The following is a 17,473-nucleotide window of genomic DNA, read 5'->3' on the forward strand; positions in this document are numbered from 1 at the left end:
TGATCATCAGCGCTAATGGCTTAACGGGCGTTATGGGGCCATGACGAGTCGCGGTCGATGCGATTCAGTCGTCAGAGTGATGCTGCCCGGTGAGGCGGGGAAACCTGACACCGGCAGCGTGATCCGTGCTCCGGCAAGCCGTCTTCCGTGAATATCCGCAACTTCTGTCATGCCGACGCTAGCTGAGTTCAAGAATGAAATCAACCTTGAAATCTCGACTTCGGCTGCCTACGATCAGAGCTATGGGCAAATTGGCTGGCAAAGTGGCGGTCATCACCGGTGGATCTGCGGGACTCGGACTCGCCACCGCTCGGCGATTCGTCAGCGAGGGGGCGCGGGTGTTCCTCACTGCCCGGCGGGCCGCGCCGTTGGACGCGGCCGTCGGCGAGTTGGGCTCAGCCGCCACCGGCGTACTGGGCGACGTCACCGACGCCGACGACCTGAACCGCCTGCACGCCGCTGTCGACGCCCACGGTCAAGGTCTGGATGTGCTGTTCGCCAATGCCGGCACCGGGCGGTTCGCCCCGTTCGGGACCACCACACCGCAGGCCTTCGACGAGGACGTCGCAGGCACCCTCCGCGCCACCTACTTCACCGTGCAGGTCCTGCTGCCACTGCTGAAACCGGGCGCCTCGGTCGTCCTGATGTCCTCCGCGGCCGGCTCTGCGGGCGCACCCGGTCTGTCGGTCTACGGTGCTGCCAAAGCCGGTGTCCGGTCGCTTGCCCGAACCCTGGCGGTCGAACTGGGCGAGCGGGAGATCCGCGTCAACGTCGTGAGCCCCGGCTACATCAACACCCACCCGGAAAACGCTGACGCCGTCGCCTACCAGGAAGCAGGTGCCGCCGGCATCCCCCTGCGCCGGGTCGGACAACCCGATGAGGTCGCCACCGCTGTCCTCTTCCTTGCTTCCGGCGACAGCAGTTACGTCACAGGAAGCGAACTGTTCATCGACGGTGGCCGCAACCAGGTGTGACCGTCATCCGCCGTGAGAAACGGGTCGGAATCGGCGGCAGAACCGCTGTGCGGGGGGCGGGACACGGTGCGAGTCGCTCGGCGGCGACCGCGTTGACGACGCGACCGGCCACCACCTGGCGACGCCTCGCTCCAGATGGCGTTTCGTCAGTCCGACGCCATCGCGGCTCTCGAACCTTGACCACGGTCTGTCACGCGTTCCCGGTCCGGACCACCGGGCACGTTCGTCAGGTCGCAGGTTCAGCGGTTCATGCTTGTCCCGGCCGAGGCGGACGTGTCGGGTGCGTACGCGCCGGAGCCGCAGACGGAGAGAAGGTGCCACGTGAGCATGGCCATCTCCGACGGTGTGTGCGGGCAGTCGCGCTGCAGCCAGTCGGTGGCCACCCCGACGAGCGCGCCCGCGATGCGGCGCTGGACGCGGTTGATGACGCGGGCGCTTCCCTGCGGTCCGAGCAAGCCGCGGTACAGGCTGGCGTGCTTGGCGAGAACGGTGAGGAAAGTCTGCAACGACCCTGTCGGGTCCCGCTCTCGGGGTCGTCGCCGAGGACGGTCACCAAGTTGATCAGCTCGTCGATCCTCGTGCGGGCGGTCTCGGCCAGACGGATCGGCGCGCCCTGCAGGGCGGCATGGGTTCGCCGCACCCGCCGATCGCCTGAGGGAGGGCTGCCTGGCTGTTGCCGCCGGCCTGGACGTCGTCCTGAGCAACTCCCGCGGCCCCGAGACCCTCGCCGACCTCTTTGCCGGCCTGGGCGAGCACGCCCGTGCCGGTACCCCCGCCGACGCCGCGCGGGATGGTGACCTCGTGGTGGCGGCCATCCCGCTCAGCGGTTACCGCCTGCTCCCGGCGGAGGCTCTGGCCGGCAAGATCGTGATCGACGCGTTGAACTGCTACCCGCAACGCGACGGCCGCATTCCGGAACTGGACTCGAACGAGCTGACCTCGAGCCAACTGGTGCAGCAGCACCTGGCTGACTCCCTCGTGGTCAAGGCGTTCAACAACATCGCCTGCATCAGCCTCGGCAGCCGGGCGCGACCCGCGGGTGATCCCGACCGCAGTGCCCTTCCCGTCGCCGCCCTTCCCGTCGCCGGCGACGACACCGCTGCCAAGGCGCGGGTGGCCGCGCTGCTGGACACCCCGGGCTACGACGCCGTGGACGTCGGCACCCTCGCTGACAGCTGGCGCAGCGAACCCAACACCCCGGTCTACGTCCAGCCTTACTTGGCCGCAGAGATGCCCAAGGGCCTTGAGCGGGAGGACGCCTTGCGCTGGCACCAGGCCAACCCTGGCGTCCCGGTTCCCGCCGACCAGGTCAGGAAACTCGCCGACACCGCCGTGCGCGGCGTCGCAGGCGGGTACCTGCCCGGACTGAAGCCCGCATGAGCGGCGAGTGGCTGATCGACCAGCTTGAGTTCCGACCTCTGAGCGGCTGGGTGAGGCCCTGGTCGACCAAGGGCTTCAGTCGATCGGTGTGCACCACGCTCGTGACGTCGCCGCGTCCGGGGAGTTGTCCGGCTTCCGGTCACAGCGGCTGCGCACCCGGCCGGAGTGCGCACCGCAGGACGGGCAGGACGCGGTCTCCGCGCTCGTGTGCACCCAGATCCGCACACCCGATCACCCCCGATCACGATCATGAACGCAATCCGGTGCGGGCGTGGAACCGCAAATAATGTAATTCTCTGCCCATTCGTGCGAAGTGACTTCACCGGAACAGGTCAATAGCTCGGTGACGGGCTGCGATTATTTGCGTCCGGTTGGGTGGACTGACTTGGCGTCGAACTGTGCGCTAGGAATTCTGTCGCCGTCGCAGTACGCTCGGCATCGCTGCTCGACAGTGAGCGGTGAACAGTGGGGAAAACCGCCGAAACGGCGCATTCGCGCTGAGGAGCTGAGTATGAGCTTGATCCAGACCGGTGCCCTGAAACTGAATTCGAGAAATGCTTCGGAGACCACTCCGGGTGACCTCTCCACGTTCACGGAAGTCACCTTCCCCACCCCGTTCCCCAGGGGGTCGGACGTGATCGTGACGGCGAACGTGCAGACCTTCAACGGTCCGCACACCCCGGGGCTGCGGATCGCGAACGTCACGGAGGCGGGCTTCTTCATCCGCATGAACGAGCTGGTCGCCCTCGGAAAACCTCTCAGCGACGGGGTGCACGTGGAGGAGACGATCGGTTGGATCGCTGCGACCGTGTGAGGTGAGCCAAGGGTCACGCATCGGTGTCCGGGGTCGTCGAGGTGGTGCGACACGCCTGTCGATCGTCGGCTCCCGGACACCGACGGCGCGGGCGCGGAAATGGCCCTCCGGGTTTCCTTGACGTGGGGTTGTCGAGTCGCAGATTTGGGGCGGTAGAGATCCTGGGCACGGAGACGGATACGTCGTGCCGGAAATCGTCGCGGTGGCCCACTGCAGTGGATGCTCATGTTCATTGAGTGGCTCCCGAAGTTCGGCCTGTCCTTGGGTGATCGCGGCGCCGTGCGGGGCGTTGGGGGAGCCGTGAGTGGTTCACTGGTCGGTCGCCCAGGTGCCCAGGGCGTTGATGGCCGCTTCGATCAGGTCGGGGTCCGTCGGAGCGCGCTCGATGGTGCTGCGGTAGTACATCGGCCCGATGGTCATGGCGGCCGCGTTCCGGCTGGTGAGCGCGAGGGCGATTTCGCCACGCGCCTGGGCGTCGTCGAGGGCGGCGGCGAGCCGGTCCGTGAGGACGCGGGCGAACTGCGCGCGGCGGGTGTCCATGGTCCTGTCCCACAGGGCGGTGTTCGCCAGGGTCGTGGAGACGGCGCGCACGTCGTCGAGGTCGAGCTGCCGGGCGATCGCGGTCAGCTCGCGTCGCAGCCATTCCTTGATGGGCGCGGTGGGTTTGTCGAGGAACGGCATCGGGACCGTGGCCATGGCCTCGACGAGCAGCGGTTCGGCCTGGGGCCAGTGGCGGTAGACCGTCGCCCGCCCCACGCCCGCCCGTTCGGCGACCTGCGCGTGCGTCACCGCGGTGGGGCCACTCTCCAGCAGCAGCTCGCGGGCGGCGTTCAGGATCGCTTCCCGGCTGCGCAGGAAGCGGGGGTCTGTCTCACCGGTCACGTCTCGATTCTATGAGACAACTTGACTCGTAGTGAGGCGGAACCGCATGCTGTCGACTATGAGACAGTCTGTATCACAGGGGGCGGTTGCCGTTCTCGGCGCGACGGGCGCCACCGGGCGTCACGTGGTGTCGACGGCGCTGCGGCGCGGGCACCGGGTGGTCGCGCTGGTCCGCCGGGCCGGGGCGTTCGCGCCGAGGGAGGGCTTGGCCGAGGTTGTCTGGCCCGATGTCGGGGACGTCGCGGCGCTCACCCGTGCGTTGCCGGGCACGAGCGTGGTGATCAGCGCGCTGGGCGGTGACGGGAAGGGCCCCACGACGGTCTGCGCCGACGGCATCCGCTCCGCGATCACGGCGATGGAGGCGACCGGCGTGAACCGTCTCATCGCCGTCAGCGCGCACGGCGTGCTGGAGACGCGCGACAGGTCGCTCTACTCGTTGGCGGTGTGGGCGAACGTGGCCGACCGCATGCGTGACAAGGAGAAGATGGAGTCGCTGATCACCGCTTCCGGTAGCGAGTGGACGATCGTTCGGCCGCCGAAGCTGTCCGACCGCGAGGCGACCGGGGAGTACCGGACCGGGACCGACCTGCGAATCCGGCTGTGGAGCTCCATCGGACGGGCCGATCTCGCCGCGTTCCTGGTCAACGAGGCCGAGACCCCGCGATACGTCCACGCCCACCCGCGGATCACGCGATGAACGCCGACCTGATGAACAAGGTCGCCGTCGTCACCGGCGCGACCAGCGGCATGGGCCGGGTCATCGCCGCCGACCTCGTGCGCACGGGAGCCCACGTGGTCACCATCGCCCGCGACCCCGCTCGTGCCGACGCCCTGCGCGCGCACCTGGGGCCACAGGCGGCGAACCGGCTCGAGGTCGTCACGGGAGACCTGTCCCGGCGCTCGGACGTCGTGGCCTCGGCGAAGACGATCGCGGACCGGCACGACGAGATCCACGTCCTGGTCAACAACGCGGGCGCGCACTTCCCCGAGCACCGCGTCTCGGTCGACGGCGTCGAGATGCACATCGCCCTGGACCACCTCGCGGCCTACGGCCTCACCGCCCTGCTGGACGGACCGCTGCGCCGAGGCCGTGCGCGCGTGGTGAACGTCGCCAGCGACACACTCAACGACACCCGGCAGATCAAGCTCCTGAGCAGGCCCCGTCCGGCCACGCTCGACCTGACCGATGTCGATGACCTCGCGGAACTCAACCCCGCCAACGGTTTCGTGCCCTTCGAGGCCTACGCGCGCGCCAAGCTCATGACCGTCACCGCAGGCTACGCCCTCGCCCGCGACCTCGCCGCCGACGGCGTGACGGTCAACGCCCTGCACCCCGGCATCGTCGCGACCGGCATCGTCGACGACCTCGTGCCGCCGGTGCTGCGGCCCGCGCGCACGTTGATCCGCCGCACCATGCTGACCCCCGCCGACGGGGCGAGGACCGCGATCCGCCTCGCCACCGACCCCGCCCTAGCTGGAGTCACCGGCCGTTACTTCAACCGTGACACCGAATCGAGCACTCCGCCGGTGTCGCACGACCGCGACACGCAGGAGAAGCTCCTCGCGCTCAGCCGCGCCCACTTCGCTGAGCGGGTGCGGTAGCTCGTCCTGCCTGCCGGCTCCGTGTGACGTGTTTCGATTACGTGCTCCAGGCTGTCAGTGACAGGGCCGTTTGTGATCATGCTGCGCCGTGCACCGTTGCGAGCGATTCCGCTGCGCGGCGACCGATCGGGGCATCCCGGACGACGAGGGCACGGGCCCGCCGGGATTCGCGCTGGTGCTGTACGTCCCGGCAGGCACGGGGAGGACGGTGGCGCCTCTACCGCCCGGCCACGACAGCACGAGCTTCTCAACGACGACATCCCGTTGCTCACCCCCGAGGTTCCGCTCTACGCGGAAAGCGACTACCACTACGGGTGTTTTCTGATCAGTCTCGGCAACCTCGCCACCAAGCGCGTCAACGGGCTGCGCTCGCTCACCGAGGGGGGACAGCTCTGTCCGACGAAGTCGGAAGCCTGGCGAGGTCTGGCTGGTCACAGGTTCGCCCGGTTCGAGCGGGTGACGATGCTGGGCTTGTGCGCGTGGGTGTGCCGGAGGGCGGTGCAGAGCCGGGTGAAGTCGTGCAAGCGGTCTTCGCGTTCGGCCAGTGCCCGCGGATCGACGAGGAGCGCGACGGCGGCGTCGTAGTCGGCGGGCTTGCGGGCGGCGATCAGCGCCTCGACGCGCGCCCAGGCGGCTTCCTCGTCCTGCGCCAGTTCGGTCAACCTCCGCTCGCGGGCCAAAGCTCGCTCGCGGTGGGCTTTCCGCCGGCTGCACCCTGGAGGTCCTCGACGAGAACGCGGTGGTGAGCGCGGGTAGCAGCAACCCCAAGGCCCCCGCCGACGGGAGGACCGAGGAGTGCCGGGGACGCGCGCGCGAACTGGCGAGGCAGTTCTACGCCGCTGTGCAGCCGCGGTGATCTGCGGTTGAGCCGCTTCGCCTGTCGTATGGCGGCGACGGCGGGTTGATCGCCGGGGTGAGATCGCGCATTGACCGGTGATCCGTTCCACCGGTCTGCGATCATGCTGCGCCATGGACCGTTACCAGCAATTCCGCCACGCGGCGATCGATCGAGGTTTCCCGGACGACGAGGTCGACAAGTTCGCCGATCAGCTCCGTTTCGCGGTCTGGGCGGGTGCTTGCGGTGACGGTGAGGAGGTTGTCGGGCAGAAGGGAGGGCTGCCCCGGCTGCCGGTGGGTGTGGAGTGGCCGGGCAGCGAGGCCGGGTCCCCGTTGCCGTTCATCGCCTCCGTTGACTGCGCGGCCCTTCCCAGGGCCGAGGGACTTCCCCTGCCCGAGGACGGCTCGCTGCTGTTCTTCCTGCACCACGAGAGCGACTACGAGGAACCGCTCGGCGAGTCGGGGTACGCGCGGGTCCTGTACGTCCCGGCGGGCGCGGAGACGGTGGTGGCGGCTCCGCCGCCCGACCACGACAGCGCGAGGTTCTTCAACGAGAACATTCCGTTCCTGCTCCCCGAGTACCGGCTCACCGCGTGGGTCGAGGCGGTGCTGCCGGATTGGATCGGCGACGAGGAGGAAGCCGAACTCGCGTCGGATCTCGTGAAGGAGATGCTGGCTGACCTGAAGCACCTCGACGAGCTGTGCGAGCTGGTCGACGAGCTCTGGCCGCCGCGTGAGGGGGCCACGTTCTACTTGGGCGGGTACTGCGGGGAGATCGGCGGCCAGGACCCGCCGCGGGCGATCATGGCGGACGCCAACTTCAGGAACCGGCACGGAGCAGGCCCCGACTTCTCGAATCCGGAGCAAGTCCGCCTGTACGACGAGGAGGAGTACCGGTTCACCCGTGAATGGGTGCCGCTCGCCGAGTTCCGCACGAACAGCGATTACTACTACGGATGCTTCATGATCAGTCTCGATGACCTGGCCGCTAGGCGCTTCGACAGGATGCGCTCGTTCACCATGTTCACCGAATAAGCGGTCATCTCGACCGGAGGCGGGGCGCGGCCAGGGGCCGGGACCGGGTGACGCGTCTGGCACTGGACGGGCCACGTCGTGTGGTTACCATCCGTGGGGCCCTCGCGCTGGACGGGCAGGTCGGGAACGCTCCGTCCGCGTCCGGGTCGACCACCAGCGGGCCTACCTCGTCGTCGAGGCGCACGCGCCGGACTGCTCGTCCGAGCGGGGCGGCGCCGAGAGTCCCGGCGCGGAGCACGGCGTCGTGGTGGAGCCGGGGGCCTCACCGTTGTCGATCGAGGACGCGGGTGACCGCGGGAACGGAAACGGGATGCCCGAGGAACGGCTGACCATGCTCGAGCGCGCCGCGCTGCTCGTGCTGATGGCGGAGGCCCGCGAGTTGACCAACGCCGAACTGCGGGACCTGGCGGGCTTCACGCTCGACGGCGCGCACCGCCGCCGCCTCAACGACCTCGGACTGGTCACCAGCACCAAGGTCGGCCGCGCCTACGTGCACGACCTCACCGACGAAGGCGCCGTGCGGTGCCAGGCCGAGTTGTCCGCTCCTCGGCCTCCCAGGGCCGGTTACGCGGGTGGGGCCCTCTACGTGCTGCTGGCGGGCCTGCGACGCCACTTGGAGATCACCGGTGGCACCCTCGGCGGTCTCTTCACGCCGGACCTGCGCCACCGGGTCGAGGCCGCGTACCGCGTGCTGGCTCCCCGTGCCGGCGACTCGGTGTCCCTGCGCGTGCTGCGCGAACACCTGGACGACGTGCCGACCGATCGGCTCGACCGGGCGCTGACGGCGCTGGCGGAGCGCCCGGACGTGCACCTGCGGGCCGAAGCCGACCAGAAGTCGCTCACCGAGGCGGACCGGCGGGCCGCGCTGGTGCTGGGCGGCAGTCCTCGCCACACACTGGCGATCGAGGCGGCCGGATGAACGAGGAGCAGCGCCACGCGCTGTCGTCGGTGCAGTTCGGCTGGGCGGTGACACCGGACGACATCTGGAGTCCCATGCACCACCACGTCGACGGTCTGCACCCGCGTGCCGTCGACGGCATCACCCAGGCCGTCGCCTCCGCCGCGCGACGTCCGCAGGGCAGCCCCATGGGCATCGTGCTGCGGGGCGAGCGCGGCGTGGGCAAGACGCACATGCTCGGCTGGCTCAGGCAGCACGTGCAGCGGCAGGGCGGGTCGTTCTTCCTGCTCAAGCTCCTCGACGGGCACTCGTTCTGGGCGGGCGCGGTGCACGGCGTGGTCGGTGGCCTGCTCGACCGCCAGGGCGGGCAGCTGGGCCGCCTGCTCGGCGAGCTCGCCCGGCTCACCGGCCAGGACCGGGAGACGAGCATGCGCCTCACCGGCACCCTGCCGGTGCGCGGGCAGGACATCGAGGCGCTGCTGGACGGGCTGCGCTCGGTCGACGCCCAGGTCGCCGTCGAGTGCCAGGACACCTTGCGGGCGCTGGTGCTGTACCGGGCGAAGGGCAAGGCGTGGGAAGCGGGCAACGCCTACCTGGTCCTGCCCGAGGGGGTCGAGGCCGCCGACCGGGCGGAGTGGGGGTTCCGCACCTCCTCCCGGCCGCCGCAACTGCTGCTCGGCGACCTGTCCAGGATCTTCGCCCTGGTCGGCCCGGTCGTCATGGCCGTCGACCAGGTCGACAGCGTGATCACCCAGGCCGCCGACTCGCCGGGGGAGGCGGCCCTGGTCGACCGCCTTGCCGACGGGCTCATGCGGGTGCGCGAGGAGACCAGGCGCACCATCGTGGTGGTGGCCTGCCTGCCGCGCTCCTGGAAGCTCATCCAGGACCACGCGGTCAACTCCGCGGCCGACCGGTTCCGCGTGCTCGACCTGCGCACCGCCATGCCCAGCGCGGCCGTGGCCACCGCCATCGTGGAGCGGCACCTGGCGGGCCTCTACGGCGAGATCGGCTTCACGCCGCCGCACGCCACCTGGCCCGTCCACCCGTCGGCGTTCGCCGGGCCGGACGTGGCCCACTGGACGCCCCGACGGCTCCTGCAGCGCGTGGACGAGCACATCCGCTGGTGCCTCACCCACGACACCGTCGAGGAGCTGCGGGACTTCGCCGCCACCGCGGTCGAGCCCGAGGCCCAGCCGACCGCGGTCGCGCGGGAAGCGGACGAGCTCGACGCCCTGTTCGCCCGCCTGCGGGACACCGCCGACGTCTCCGCCCCGCTGGACCACCAGCGGGAGGACGAGCGCATGCAGGCCCTGCTCGGCGCCGCGCTGCACTGCTTGGTGCTCGAACGCGGCGCCAACGGCCCGGCGCTGACCGTCGACGCGCCGCGCGGCGGCAACCCGCCCCTGCACGCCCGGCTGCGCCTGACCATCGACGAGGCGGGCGAGGGCGAGGTCCACTGGAGCTTCCGCGCCATCGCCCACCCCCACCCCCGCGCCGTGCTGGCGCGGCTGAAGTCCGCGCAGCTGGAGGCGGAACTGCGGCAGGGCAACGACAAGCGGCACCTGGTCGTGCTGCGCAACACCGCCTTCTCCGGCGGGCCCGCCACGGCGGCGGCGCTGGCGGCGTTCCGCTCCGCCGGTGGCCTGGACCTGCCGCTCGCCGAGAGCGACCTGCGCCTGTTCAGCGCGCTGGAGAAGATGCGCGACCAGTCGCCGCCGGGATTCCTGCCGTGGTTGCTCGCCCGCCGCCCCGCGTCCTCCTCGCAGCTGCTGACCACGGCGCTGGCCGACCTCGACCACTTCGCGGCCACGCCCGCGTCGGGAGTTGCCCACGACGAGCCCGATCCGGAGCCGGAGTGGCCGGGGATCAGCGGCACGCTGTCCGACGCCCTCGCCGACCACCCCGCCACCTCGTCGGCGCAAGAGGTTGACGCGCCGGGGGATTCCACCGCGTCGGCGCCGGAACCGGCTGCCGGCGAGCCGAGCGTGCGGCTGGGCACCGGCATCGTGACCGGCGTGCCGTTCACCGTCCCGCTCGCCCAGCTGCGCAAGCACACGGTCGTGTTCGCGGGCAGCGGCTCGGGCAAGACGGTGCTGCTGCGCCGGTTGGTGGAGGAGGTCGCCCTGCAAGGGGTTTCCTCGATCCTCATCGACACCAACAACGACCTGGCCCGGCTGGGCGACCCCTGGCCCTCCCCGCCCGCCCTCTGGGAACCCGGCGACGCCGAACGCGCCGACCGCTACCTGCGCGACACCGACGTGGTGGTCTGGACACCCCGCCGCGAGGCGGGCAGACCGCTCACCCTCGACCCGCTGCCCGGCTTCGACCGCGACCCCGACGACCCGGACGAGTTCCGCGCCGCGATCGACGCCGCCGTGGCCGGGCTGATGCCCCGCACCAACCTCGGTGGCCGCAAGGCCACCACCGGCCGGGCCGTCCTCACCGAGGCGCTGACGCACTTCGTCCGGGGCGGGGGCGGCGAGCTGCGGGACTTCCTCGCGCTCCTGGCCGACCTGCCGTCGGGGGTCAGCACCGTGCGCGACGCCACCCGCCTGGCCTCCGACATGGCCGACGGCCTCAACGCCGAGATGATCAACGACCCGGTGTTCGGCGGGGTGGGGGAGCGGCTGGACCCCGGCGTGCTGCTCACCCCCGCGAGGGGCAAGCGGGCCAGGGTGTCGGTGATCAGCTGCATCGGCCTGCCCAACGACGACCAGCGCCAGACCTTCGTCAACCAGCTGCAGCTCGCCCTGTTCTCGTGGATCAAGCGCAACCCCGCCAGGGACCGGCCGCTGGGCGGGCTGTTCGTGCTGGACGAGGCCCAGACGTTCGTGTCGTCGCGCACCACGACCGCCTCCACGCAGAGCACGCTGACCCTGGCGTCGCAGGCGCGCAAGTACGGACTGGGCATGGTCTACGCGACGCAGGCGCCCAAGGCGCTGCACAACGTGGTCTCGGGCAACGCCGCGACCCAGTTCTTCGGCCTGCTCAACGCACCCGTCCAGATCCAGGCGGCGAGCGACCTGGCGCGCGCCAAGGGCGGTCGCATCGACGACGTCTCCCGCCTGCCCGCGGGCCAGTTCTACGGGGCCACCGAGGGCACCGGGCTGACGAAGGTCCGGGTGCCGATGTGCCTGAGCCACCACCCGCCCACGGCGCTGACGGAGGAGGAGGTCCTGGCGCGGGCGCAGGGTGCGGCGGGTGACTCCTCCGCGAACCCCGCTGGAGCGTGATCCGTTCCACCGGTCTGCGATCATGCTGCGCCATGGACCGTTACGAGCGATTCCGTCGCGCGGCGATCGATCGGGGCATCCCGGACGACGAGGTCGACAAGTTCGCCGATCAGCTCCGGTTCGCGATCTGGCTGGGAACCTGCGACGCCGACGAGGAGGTTGTCGGGCAGGACGGAGGACTTCCCCGGCTGCCGGTGGGCATGGGATGGCCGGGCAGCGAGATCGGGTCCCCGTTGCCGTTCATCGCCTCCGTCGACTGCGCGGCCCTTCCGCGCGCCGAGGGACTTCCCCTGCCTGAGGACGGCTCGCTGCTGTTCTTCCTGCACCACGAGGAAGACCATGAAGGTGCTTGCTTCACGGGCCAGTCGGGGTTCGCCCAGGTCCTGTACGTCCCGGCGGGCACGGAGACGGTGGTGGCGGCTCCGCCGCCCGACCACGACAGCGCGAACTTCTTCTGCGAGGACATCCCGTTCCTGCTCCCCGAGCACCGGCTCACCGCGTGGGTCGAGGCGGTGCTGCCGGATTGGCTCGACGACGAGGAGGAAGCCGAGTTCGCGTCGGATGCCGCGAAGCAACTGCTCGACGAGCTGAAGCACCTCGATCAGCTGTGCGCGCTGGTCGACGAGCTCTGGCCGCCGCGCAAGGGCTCCTGGTTCCACATCGGCGGGTACTGCGCGGAGATCGGCGGCGCGGACCCTCCCTGGACGCTGATGGCGCATGCCAACCTCAAGAAGCGGTTCGAAGCCGAACCCGACCTTCCGAGGGCGGAGCGAATCCGCCTGCGGCAGGAGGAGGAGCGCCGGTTGATCCGGGAATGGGTGCCGCTCGCCCAGTTCCCCACGGAGAGCGACGTCTACTACGGGTGCTTCCTGATCAGCTCGGATGATCTGGCCGCCAAGCGCTTCGAGAGGACGCGCTCGTTCACCATGTTCACCGAATAGGCGGGCGCGGGCCGGAAGTGCTCCCGCAACGGCTACGCCATCGTGCGCCAGGAACGAGGCGTCCGGGTGGCCGCGGCCCCGCGAGGGGTGCCGAAGACCTCCATCTCACCGGTCGTCGGGCGGACGAGGCCCGCCACCATGCGTAGGGGCGTGCTCTTGCCCGCCCCGTTCGGACCGACCAGGGGCGACGACCCGGTTGCTCGGGATGGCCCCCGCGCCTCAGATCGCGGCCGGTTCCCTGGCGGACAGCCAGGACCGCACGCCCATCGCCATGGTCGGCACGTGCTCGCGCATCAGCTGCTGGAAGTGCGGCGCGGTCGGGCTGCGGTGGTCCACGGTGAACTCGCCCGCCAGGGAGAACCAGGTGGTCGGAACCGCGCCCGCCTGCACCATGCGCCGCACGGCGGTCTCGTGGGTCTCGGCGGTGACGCTGGCCGAGGCGTCGACGACCAGGTGGACGTCATAGCCCTCGCGCAGTGCGCCCAGCACCGTCTGCAGCACGCACCCCTCGGTGGACACGCCCGCGATCGCGAGTCGGCGGCGTCCGGTGGCGCGGACCGCGTCGGCGAAGCCCTCGTCGAGGAAGGCGTTGAAGTTGCCCCCGCGCTCGATGACGGGGTGGTCGCCGAGGACTTCCCGCAGCTGCGGGTAGAGCGGGCCGGAGGGTTTGGTCGGCAGGCCGTTGGTGACCACCAGTCCGGTGTCGAAGAGCTTGGCGGTTTTGGCCAGGCCGACCACGTTGTTGATGTGGGCGGCGGTGTCGTGCGAGCGCAGCACGTTGGCGAAGCCCACGGCGTGGTCGACCAGCACGACGGTGGTGTTCTGCGGGGTGAGGGGTTCGAGGGACATCGGGTGCCTCCACGTAATGAACGCTTGGTCATTAGTGACCGTACACCCTAATGACCAGCTGTACACTAAGCGTTGTGACCGAAGAGACACCCCGCAAGCGCGTCCGCGACCCCGAAGCGCACCGCGCGGCCATCCTCGACGCCGCGCGCCGCGCCTTCGCCGAGCACGGGTACGACCGGGCGACCATCCGCGACATAGCCGCGCGCGCGGGCGTGACCCACGGGTTGGTCATGCGCCACTTCGGTTCCAAGGAGCAGCTGTTCATCGCCGCCGTGCCCGGCCCGCGCGACCTGGCCGACGTCCTGCCCGGCGACCCCGCCACGCTGCCCGAGCGCGTGGCGGCGGCGTTCGTCGAGCGGATGGAGAACGCCGACCACGCCGACCCCTTCATCACCCTCGTGCGCAGCGCCCCGTCGCGGGAGAAGGCCGCGAAGCTCTACGACGAGATGCGCCGCGCCAGCCTGGCCCCCTACCTGACCGCGGTCACGGGGCCGGACGCGGAAGAGCGCGTCGACCTGCTCGCGGCCCACCTGATCGGCGTCACCTTCAGCCGCTACGTCGTGCGCAGCGAGCCGCTGGCGACCATGTCGCCCGAGCGCCTGACCGACCACCTGGCCAGGACGCTGCGCGCCATCCTCCTCGGCTGAACCGCGCCGCCCGGTTCTCGACCACGGGAAACCGCAGGTCGAACCCGCCTGGCGGAGTTCCGCTATCGCCGTGCCGACCGCGCGACAGCGCGCCTTCCGTCATCGGCGCAAAGCGGCGCGTGTTTCCGCGCGCCTGTGCCGAGTTTCTCCGAAAAAGTGCGGAGAGCCTTGTGATCGCCGTCACTGGCGATAATCAAGCGTGTCGCGCCGGTGAGCTTCAAATGCCATCGGATTGTTATCTCCGGGGTTGTCGACGCGGGTCGTCGCGGCGAAATGCCTGCTAGCGGGCCTGGTCGACCGATGAATGCATAGATTGTCTATGCAACTAAAAACCGGTTCACCCTTCCGGGAAGACGGCGTCGAGCAGCCGGTAACGGATCGCGACGGTTGCTCGATTGACCTCGCGAGGCCCGGATAAGGGATGCGGTGGCGCGGGGGCAATGGCCCGGAGAACTGCTATTGTCCGTCCTCTCTCGTCGCACCGGCCAATGCCTGTTGATGTCATCCGCTGAGGAGAGGCAAGCGTGGGGAATTCCTCGTCCGGCACCGCCGTGACCGTTGCGCCCGGCGAGCTGGGAGCGCTCGGTGCCCAGCTGGGCAGCGGAGGTGAGGCGACGGTGTTCGACCTGCCGGAGCTGACCTGCCCCGACGTGCGGGGAGCGCTGGTCTACAAGCGGTACCGCGACGGCCACGTCGCGCCGGAGAGCCTGCGCCGGGTGGTCGCCGCGCGCAACGCGCTGGACGAGGCCAAGCGGACCGAACTGGACGGTCTGTCGGCGTGGCCCGTGCGGGTCGTCGAGGAGCGGGGACTGGCGGTCGGGATCGTCATGCCGCGCATCCCGGCGCCCTTCTTCGACAGCGTGGTGCGCAACTGCGGGGTCAAGCAGTCGCTGCGCGAGGTGCAGAACCTGTTCATCGACCCCGCTCGCGCCCTCAGGCTGGGGCGGCCCGCGCCGACCGACGAGGAGCGGCTGAGGATCTGCCGCGACTTCGCCGGAGGACTGGCCTTCCTGCACGAGGAGCTCAAGGTCGTCTTCGGCGACATCAACCCCAAGAACGCGGTCTTCCGGCTGGACGCGAGGCCGATGGTGATGTTCCTCGACTGCGACGCCGTGCGGCCCGCCGGGGTGGTCGCCAAGGTCAAGCAGCTCGACGCACCCGACTGGGTCCCGCCGGAGGGCGGCAACCTCACCCTGGCCACCGACCGCTACAAGCTCGGCCTGTTCGTCCTGCGCTGCCTCTCGCCGGGCGCCTGGTCCTCGGTGAACACGGATCCGGCCGCGGCGGCGCGGCTGCTCGACGCCGAAGGGCTGAGCATGCTCGGGCGCGCGTTGAGCGGTGACCCCGAGGGCAGGCCCTCCGCCCGCGACTGGGAGCTGCACCTGCGGCGGCTGCTCGGCGAGGCCGTCGCGCCGCCGGAGCTCGGCGCGGTCGCGGTCGACCGCGAACTCGTCCTGCGCGGGCAGCCCGTCGTCGTCGAGTGGGAGGCGCTGGAGGCCAAGGAGGTCGAGATCACCTCGGGGACGCGGGTGGTGCGAGTGGACGGTCGGCGGGGGCGGGGGCGGACCTCGGTGCCGCTCGACGAGTCCGGCCCGGTCCGCGTCCGCGCGATCAACGACCTCGGCTCCGACGAGCGCCACGTCGGACCGGTGACTGTGCTGCCGCCTCCCGCGCGGCAGCCGCTGACCGTGCCGGTGCCCCAGCTGAGCTGGTCCACGCCGGGCAGCGCCGATCCGCCGGAGTTGGCGCTGCTGCCGCTGCCGCCGATCGGGGTGCGCCCCGAGCTGCCGGACCTGCTGACCGCCGCGGCGCGCACCGCGCCATGGCCGTCCCCGCCCGACCTGCGGGCCGTCGGGTTCCCCCTCGACCTGGAGGCCATGTTGACCGAACTCACCGGGACCGACTTCGGATTCCGCGACAGCGAAGGAGGAAGCCGATGAGCTTCGCCGTGTGGCTGGCCAAGCTGTCCGGCGCCAGGGGCGAGATCCTGCGGAAGGCGCCGGGGGACGTGAACAAGCACGCCGCGATGGGCGGTGTGCTGCTCAGCACCGCCGCTGTCGCCGCCGTGTCGGCGTTCTTCGCGCTGCACTCGGTGCTGCGACTGCCCGTGGTCGCGGCCGCGGTGGCGGGCGTGGCCTGGGGCGTGGTCATCTTCAACCTCGACCGCATGCTCGTGATCACCATGACCCGCGGCAACGGCTGGTTGCTCAACCTGCTCGCGGCGATCCCGAGGGTGGGGCTGGCCGTGGTGATCGGGTCGATCATCTCCATGCCGCTGGTGCTGAAGATCTTCGAGCCGGAGATCAACAGCGAGCTGGTCGCCATGCAGGCCGAGACCACCCAGCGCAACCAGGAGGACTACGACAAGGCCTACGCCCGGATCACCGAGCTGGAGGCGGAGGAGTCCGAGCTGCTGGCGATCCTGTCCGGCCGGTCCTCCGCGACCGTGGCCGACGACCCCGACGTCAAGGCGGCCAAGAGCGCCCTCGACAAGGCGGAGGAGGCATACCAGGCGGCGAACCAGCTGGCGCAGTGCGAGTTCGACGGTACCTGCGGCACCGGTGTGCCCGGCGACGGCGAGTCCTACCGGCAGAAGAAGCGGGCGGCCGACGACGCCAGGAACGCCCGCGACAAGGCGCAGTCCGCACTGGACGAGGTCACCGAGAAGGTCGCCAAGCGCTTGCGGGAGGGCGCCGCCACCGACACCGGGAACGCGCAGAAGCGGCTGCCCGAGGTGCAGGCGGACCTCCAGCGGCTGCGGCAGGACCGCGAGGGCCTGGAGCGGCGGGGCACCGTCGCGACCGCCGCGGACACCGGCCTGCTGGCCAGGCTGGAGGCGCTGGACCGCCTCACCGAGGGCAGGCGCAGCGGTGCGCAGGCCCACTACGCGCTGTTCCTGCTGTTCCTGTGCGTCGAACTGCTGCCCGTCGTGGTCAAGCTGCTGTCCAGCTTCGGCCCCGAGACGCTCTACGACCGGATGGCCAAGCGCGCCGACGAGGCCTCCGACGCCGACGACAAGCTGTGGGCCGATCGGGACCGGGACCTGGAAGCCGACCGGGCCGACCAGAAGCTGGCGATGGAGCGGCAGAAGCTGGACGCGCAGACCCAGGCGCACGCCAAGACCACCCAGCTGGTCGCCGACAAGCAGCTCGGCATGGCCATGAAGGCCATCGACGTCTGGGCGGACCTGGCGCGACTGCGCACCGACGAGGAGCTCGACCGCTGGTACCGGGAGCACGCCGGCGGCGACCAGCGCACCATGCCCATCCCCAGGGTGCACCTGCCGCACACCGGCAACGGCGCGCACGTCAACGGTGCGCACGTCAACGGCAGCACCCCGAACGGCGTGCCCACGCCCAACCCCTCCTGATTGGAGAAACC

Annotated in this window: 17 protein-coding genes; 12 read left to right on the forward strand and 5 right to left on the reverse strand. The window is 70.5% G+C overall.

Going from position 1 to position 17,473, the window contains the following annotated elements; all coding sequences use genetic code 11:
• The first annotated feature begins 242 nt into the window (after window positions 1-242).
• Window positions 243-974: an SDR family NAD(P)-dependent oxidoreductase gene (locus JOF41_RS00395; protein ID WP_189222468.1), complete on the forward strand. Its 732-nt coding sequence runs from the start codon at window positions 243-245 to the stop codon at window positions 972-974.
• Window positions 975-1,213: 239 nt separating this feature from the next.
• Here JOF41_RS00395 and JOF41_RS00400 read toward each other — a convergent pair whose 3' ends face one another.
• On the reverse strand, window positions 1,214-1,480 hold the full coding sequence (locus JOF41_RS00400; protein ID WP_209615192.1) for a TetR-like C-terminal domain-containing protein: 267 nt from the start codon (window positions 1,478-1,480) through the stop codon (window positions 1,214-1,216).
• A gap of 178 nt (window positions 1,481-1,658) precedes the next feature.
• On the opposite strand from JOF41_RS00400, the gene JOF41_RS00405 reads away from it, so the two are divergent.
• Entirely contained in the window at window positions 1,659-2,354 is a 696-nt protein-coding gene (locus tag JOF41_RS00405; RefSeq protein ID WP_276515731.1) for an NADPH-dependent F420 reductase, read from the forward strand.
• Window positions 2,355-2,865: 511 nt separating this feature from the next.
• Window positions 2,866-3,168 (forward strand): hypothetical protein, encoded by a 303-nt coding sequence (locus tag JOF41_RS00410; protein WP_189222466.1) that lies wholly within the window; start codon window positions 2,866-2,868, stop codon window positions 3,166-3,168.
• A gap of 309 nt (window positions 3,169-3,477) precedes the next feature.
• Here the strand turns inward: JOF41_RS00410 and JOF41_RS00415 are convergent, their stop codons facing one another.
• A complete protein-coding gene (locus JOF41_RS00415) occupies window positions 3,478-4,050 on the reverse strand; it encodes a TetR/AcrR family transcriptional regulator (protein WP_209615195.1) in 573 nt (190 codons plus the stop codon).
• 58 nt (window positions 4,051-4,108) lie between these two features.
• Between JOF41_RS00415 and JOF41_RS00420 the strand changes: the two genes are divergently transcribed.
• A complete protein-coding gene (locus JOF41_RS00420) occupies window positions 4,109-4,747 on the forward strand; it encodes an NAD(P)-dependent oxidoreductase (RefSeq protein WP_244989469.1) in 639 nt (212 codons plus the stop codon).
• A complete protein-coding gene (locus JOF41_RS00425; RefSeq protein ID WP_209615201.1) occupies window positions 4,744-5,652 on the forward strand; it encodes an SDR family NAD(P)-dependent oxidoreductase in 909 nt (302 codons plus the stop codon). Before JOF41_RS00420 ends, JOF41_RS00425 begins: the two co-directional genes overlap by 4 nt.
• A 431-nt stretch (window positions 5,653-6,083) precedes the next feature.
• Here JOF41_RS00425 and JOF41_RS00430 read toward each other — a convergent pair whose 3' ends face one another.
• The gene (locus tag JOF41_RS00430; RefSeq protein ID WP_209615204.1) at window positions 6,084-6,314 is read right to left on the reverse strand and encodes a hypothetical protein; all 231 of its coding nucleotides are present in this window, start codon (window positions 6,312-6,314) and stop codon (window positions 6,084-6,086) included.
• Window positions 6,315-6,621: 307 nt separating this feature from the next.
• On the opposite strand from JOF41_RS00430, the gene JOF41_RS00435 reads away from it, so the two are divergent.
• The 4 genes from JOF41_RS00435 (at window position 6,622) to JOF41_RS00450 (ending at window position 12,596) form a co-directional block, all read left to right on the forward strand.
• A complete protein-coding gene (locus JOF41_RS00435; RefSeq protein WP_209615207.1) occupies window positions 6,622-7,524 on the forward strand; it encodes a DUF1963 domain-containing protein in 903 nt (300 codons plus the stop codon).
• A 310-nt stretch (window positions 7,525-7,834) separates the two neighbouring features.
• Complete coding sequence (locus tag JOF41_RS00440; protein WP_189222456.1) at window positions 7,835-8,443, forward strand: hypothetical protein; 609 nt, start codon at window positions 7,835-7,837, stop codon at window positions 8,441-8,443.
• Window positions 8,440-11,655 carry an ATP-binding protein gene (locus tag JOF41_RS00445; protein ID WP_209615210.1) on the forward strand — a complete coding sequence of 1,072 codons (3,216 nt, stop codon included), beginning with the start codon at window positions 8,440-8,442 and terminating at the stop codon, window positions 11,653-11,655. Before JOF41_RS00440 ends, JOF41_RS00445 begins: the two co-directional genes overlap by 4 nt.
• The gene (locus tag JOF41_RS00450) at window positions 11,652-12,596 is read left to right on the forward strand and encodes a DUF1963 domain-containing protein (protein WP_209615213.1); all 945 of its coding nucleotides are present in this window, start codon (window positions 11,652-11,654) and stop codon (window positions 12,594-12,596) included. Before JOF41_RS00445 ends, JOF41_RS00450 begins: the two co-directional genes overlap by 4 nt.
• Window positions 12,597-12,628: 32 nt before the next feature.
• Here the strand turns inward: JOF41_RS00450 and JOF41_RS38480 are convergent, their stop codons facing one another.
• Window positions 12,629-12,736 (reverse strand): hypothetical protein, encoded by a 108-nt coding sequence (locus JOF41_RS38480; RefSeq protein ID WP_276530100.1) that lies wholly within the window; start codon window positions 12,734-12,736, stop codon window positions 12,629-12,631.
• 79 nt (window positions 12,737-12,815) lie between these two features.
• Entirely contained in the window at window positions 12,816-13,445 is a 630-nt protein-coding gene (locus JOF41_RS00460) for an isochorismatase family protein (protein ID WP_209615216.1), read from the reverse strand.
• 74 nt (window positions 13,446-13,519) lie between these two features.
• On the opposite strand from JOF41_RS00460, the gene JOF41_RS00465 reads away from it, so the two are divergent.
• The 3 genes from JOF41_RS00465 (at window position 13,520) to JOF41_RS00475 (ending at window position 17,462) form a co-directional block, all read left to right on the forward strand.
• The gene (locus JOF41_RS00465) at window positions 13,520-14,092 is read left to right on the forward strand and encodes a TetR/AcrR family transcriptional regulator (RefSeq protein ID WP_307867139.1); all 573 of its coding nucleotides are present in this window, start codon (window positions 13,520-13,522) and stop codon (window positions 14,090-14,092) included.
• Between the two features lie 524 nt (window positions 14,093-14,616).
• Window positions 14,617-16,032 carry a hypothetical protein gene (locus tag JOF41_RS00470; protein WP_209615224.1) on the forward strand — a complete coding sequence of 472 codons (1,416 nt, stop codon included), beginning with the start codon at window positions 14,617-14,619 and terminating at the stop codon, window positions 16,030-16,032.
• Complete coding sequence (locus JOF41_RS00475) at window positions 16,029-17,462, forward strand: DUF4407 domain-containing protein (protein WP_209615228.1); 1,434 nt, start codon at window positions 16,029-16,031, stop codon at window positions 17,460-17,462. Before JOF41_RS00470 ends, JOF41_RS00475 begins: the two co-directional genes overlap by 4 nt.
• The last annotated feature ends 11 nt before the right edge of the window (window positions 17,463-17,473 follow it).

This window comes from Saccharothrix coeruleofusca (assembly GCF_017876325.1).
Classification (GTDB): domain Bacteria; phylum Actinomycetota; class Actinomycetes; order Mycobacteriales; family Pseudonocardiaceae; genus Actinosynnema; species Actinosynnema coeruleofuscum.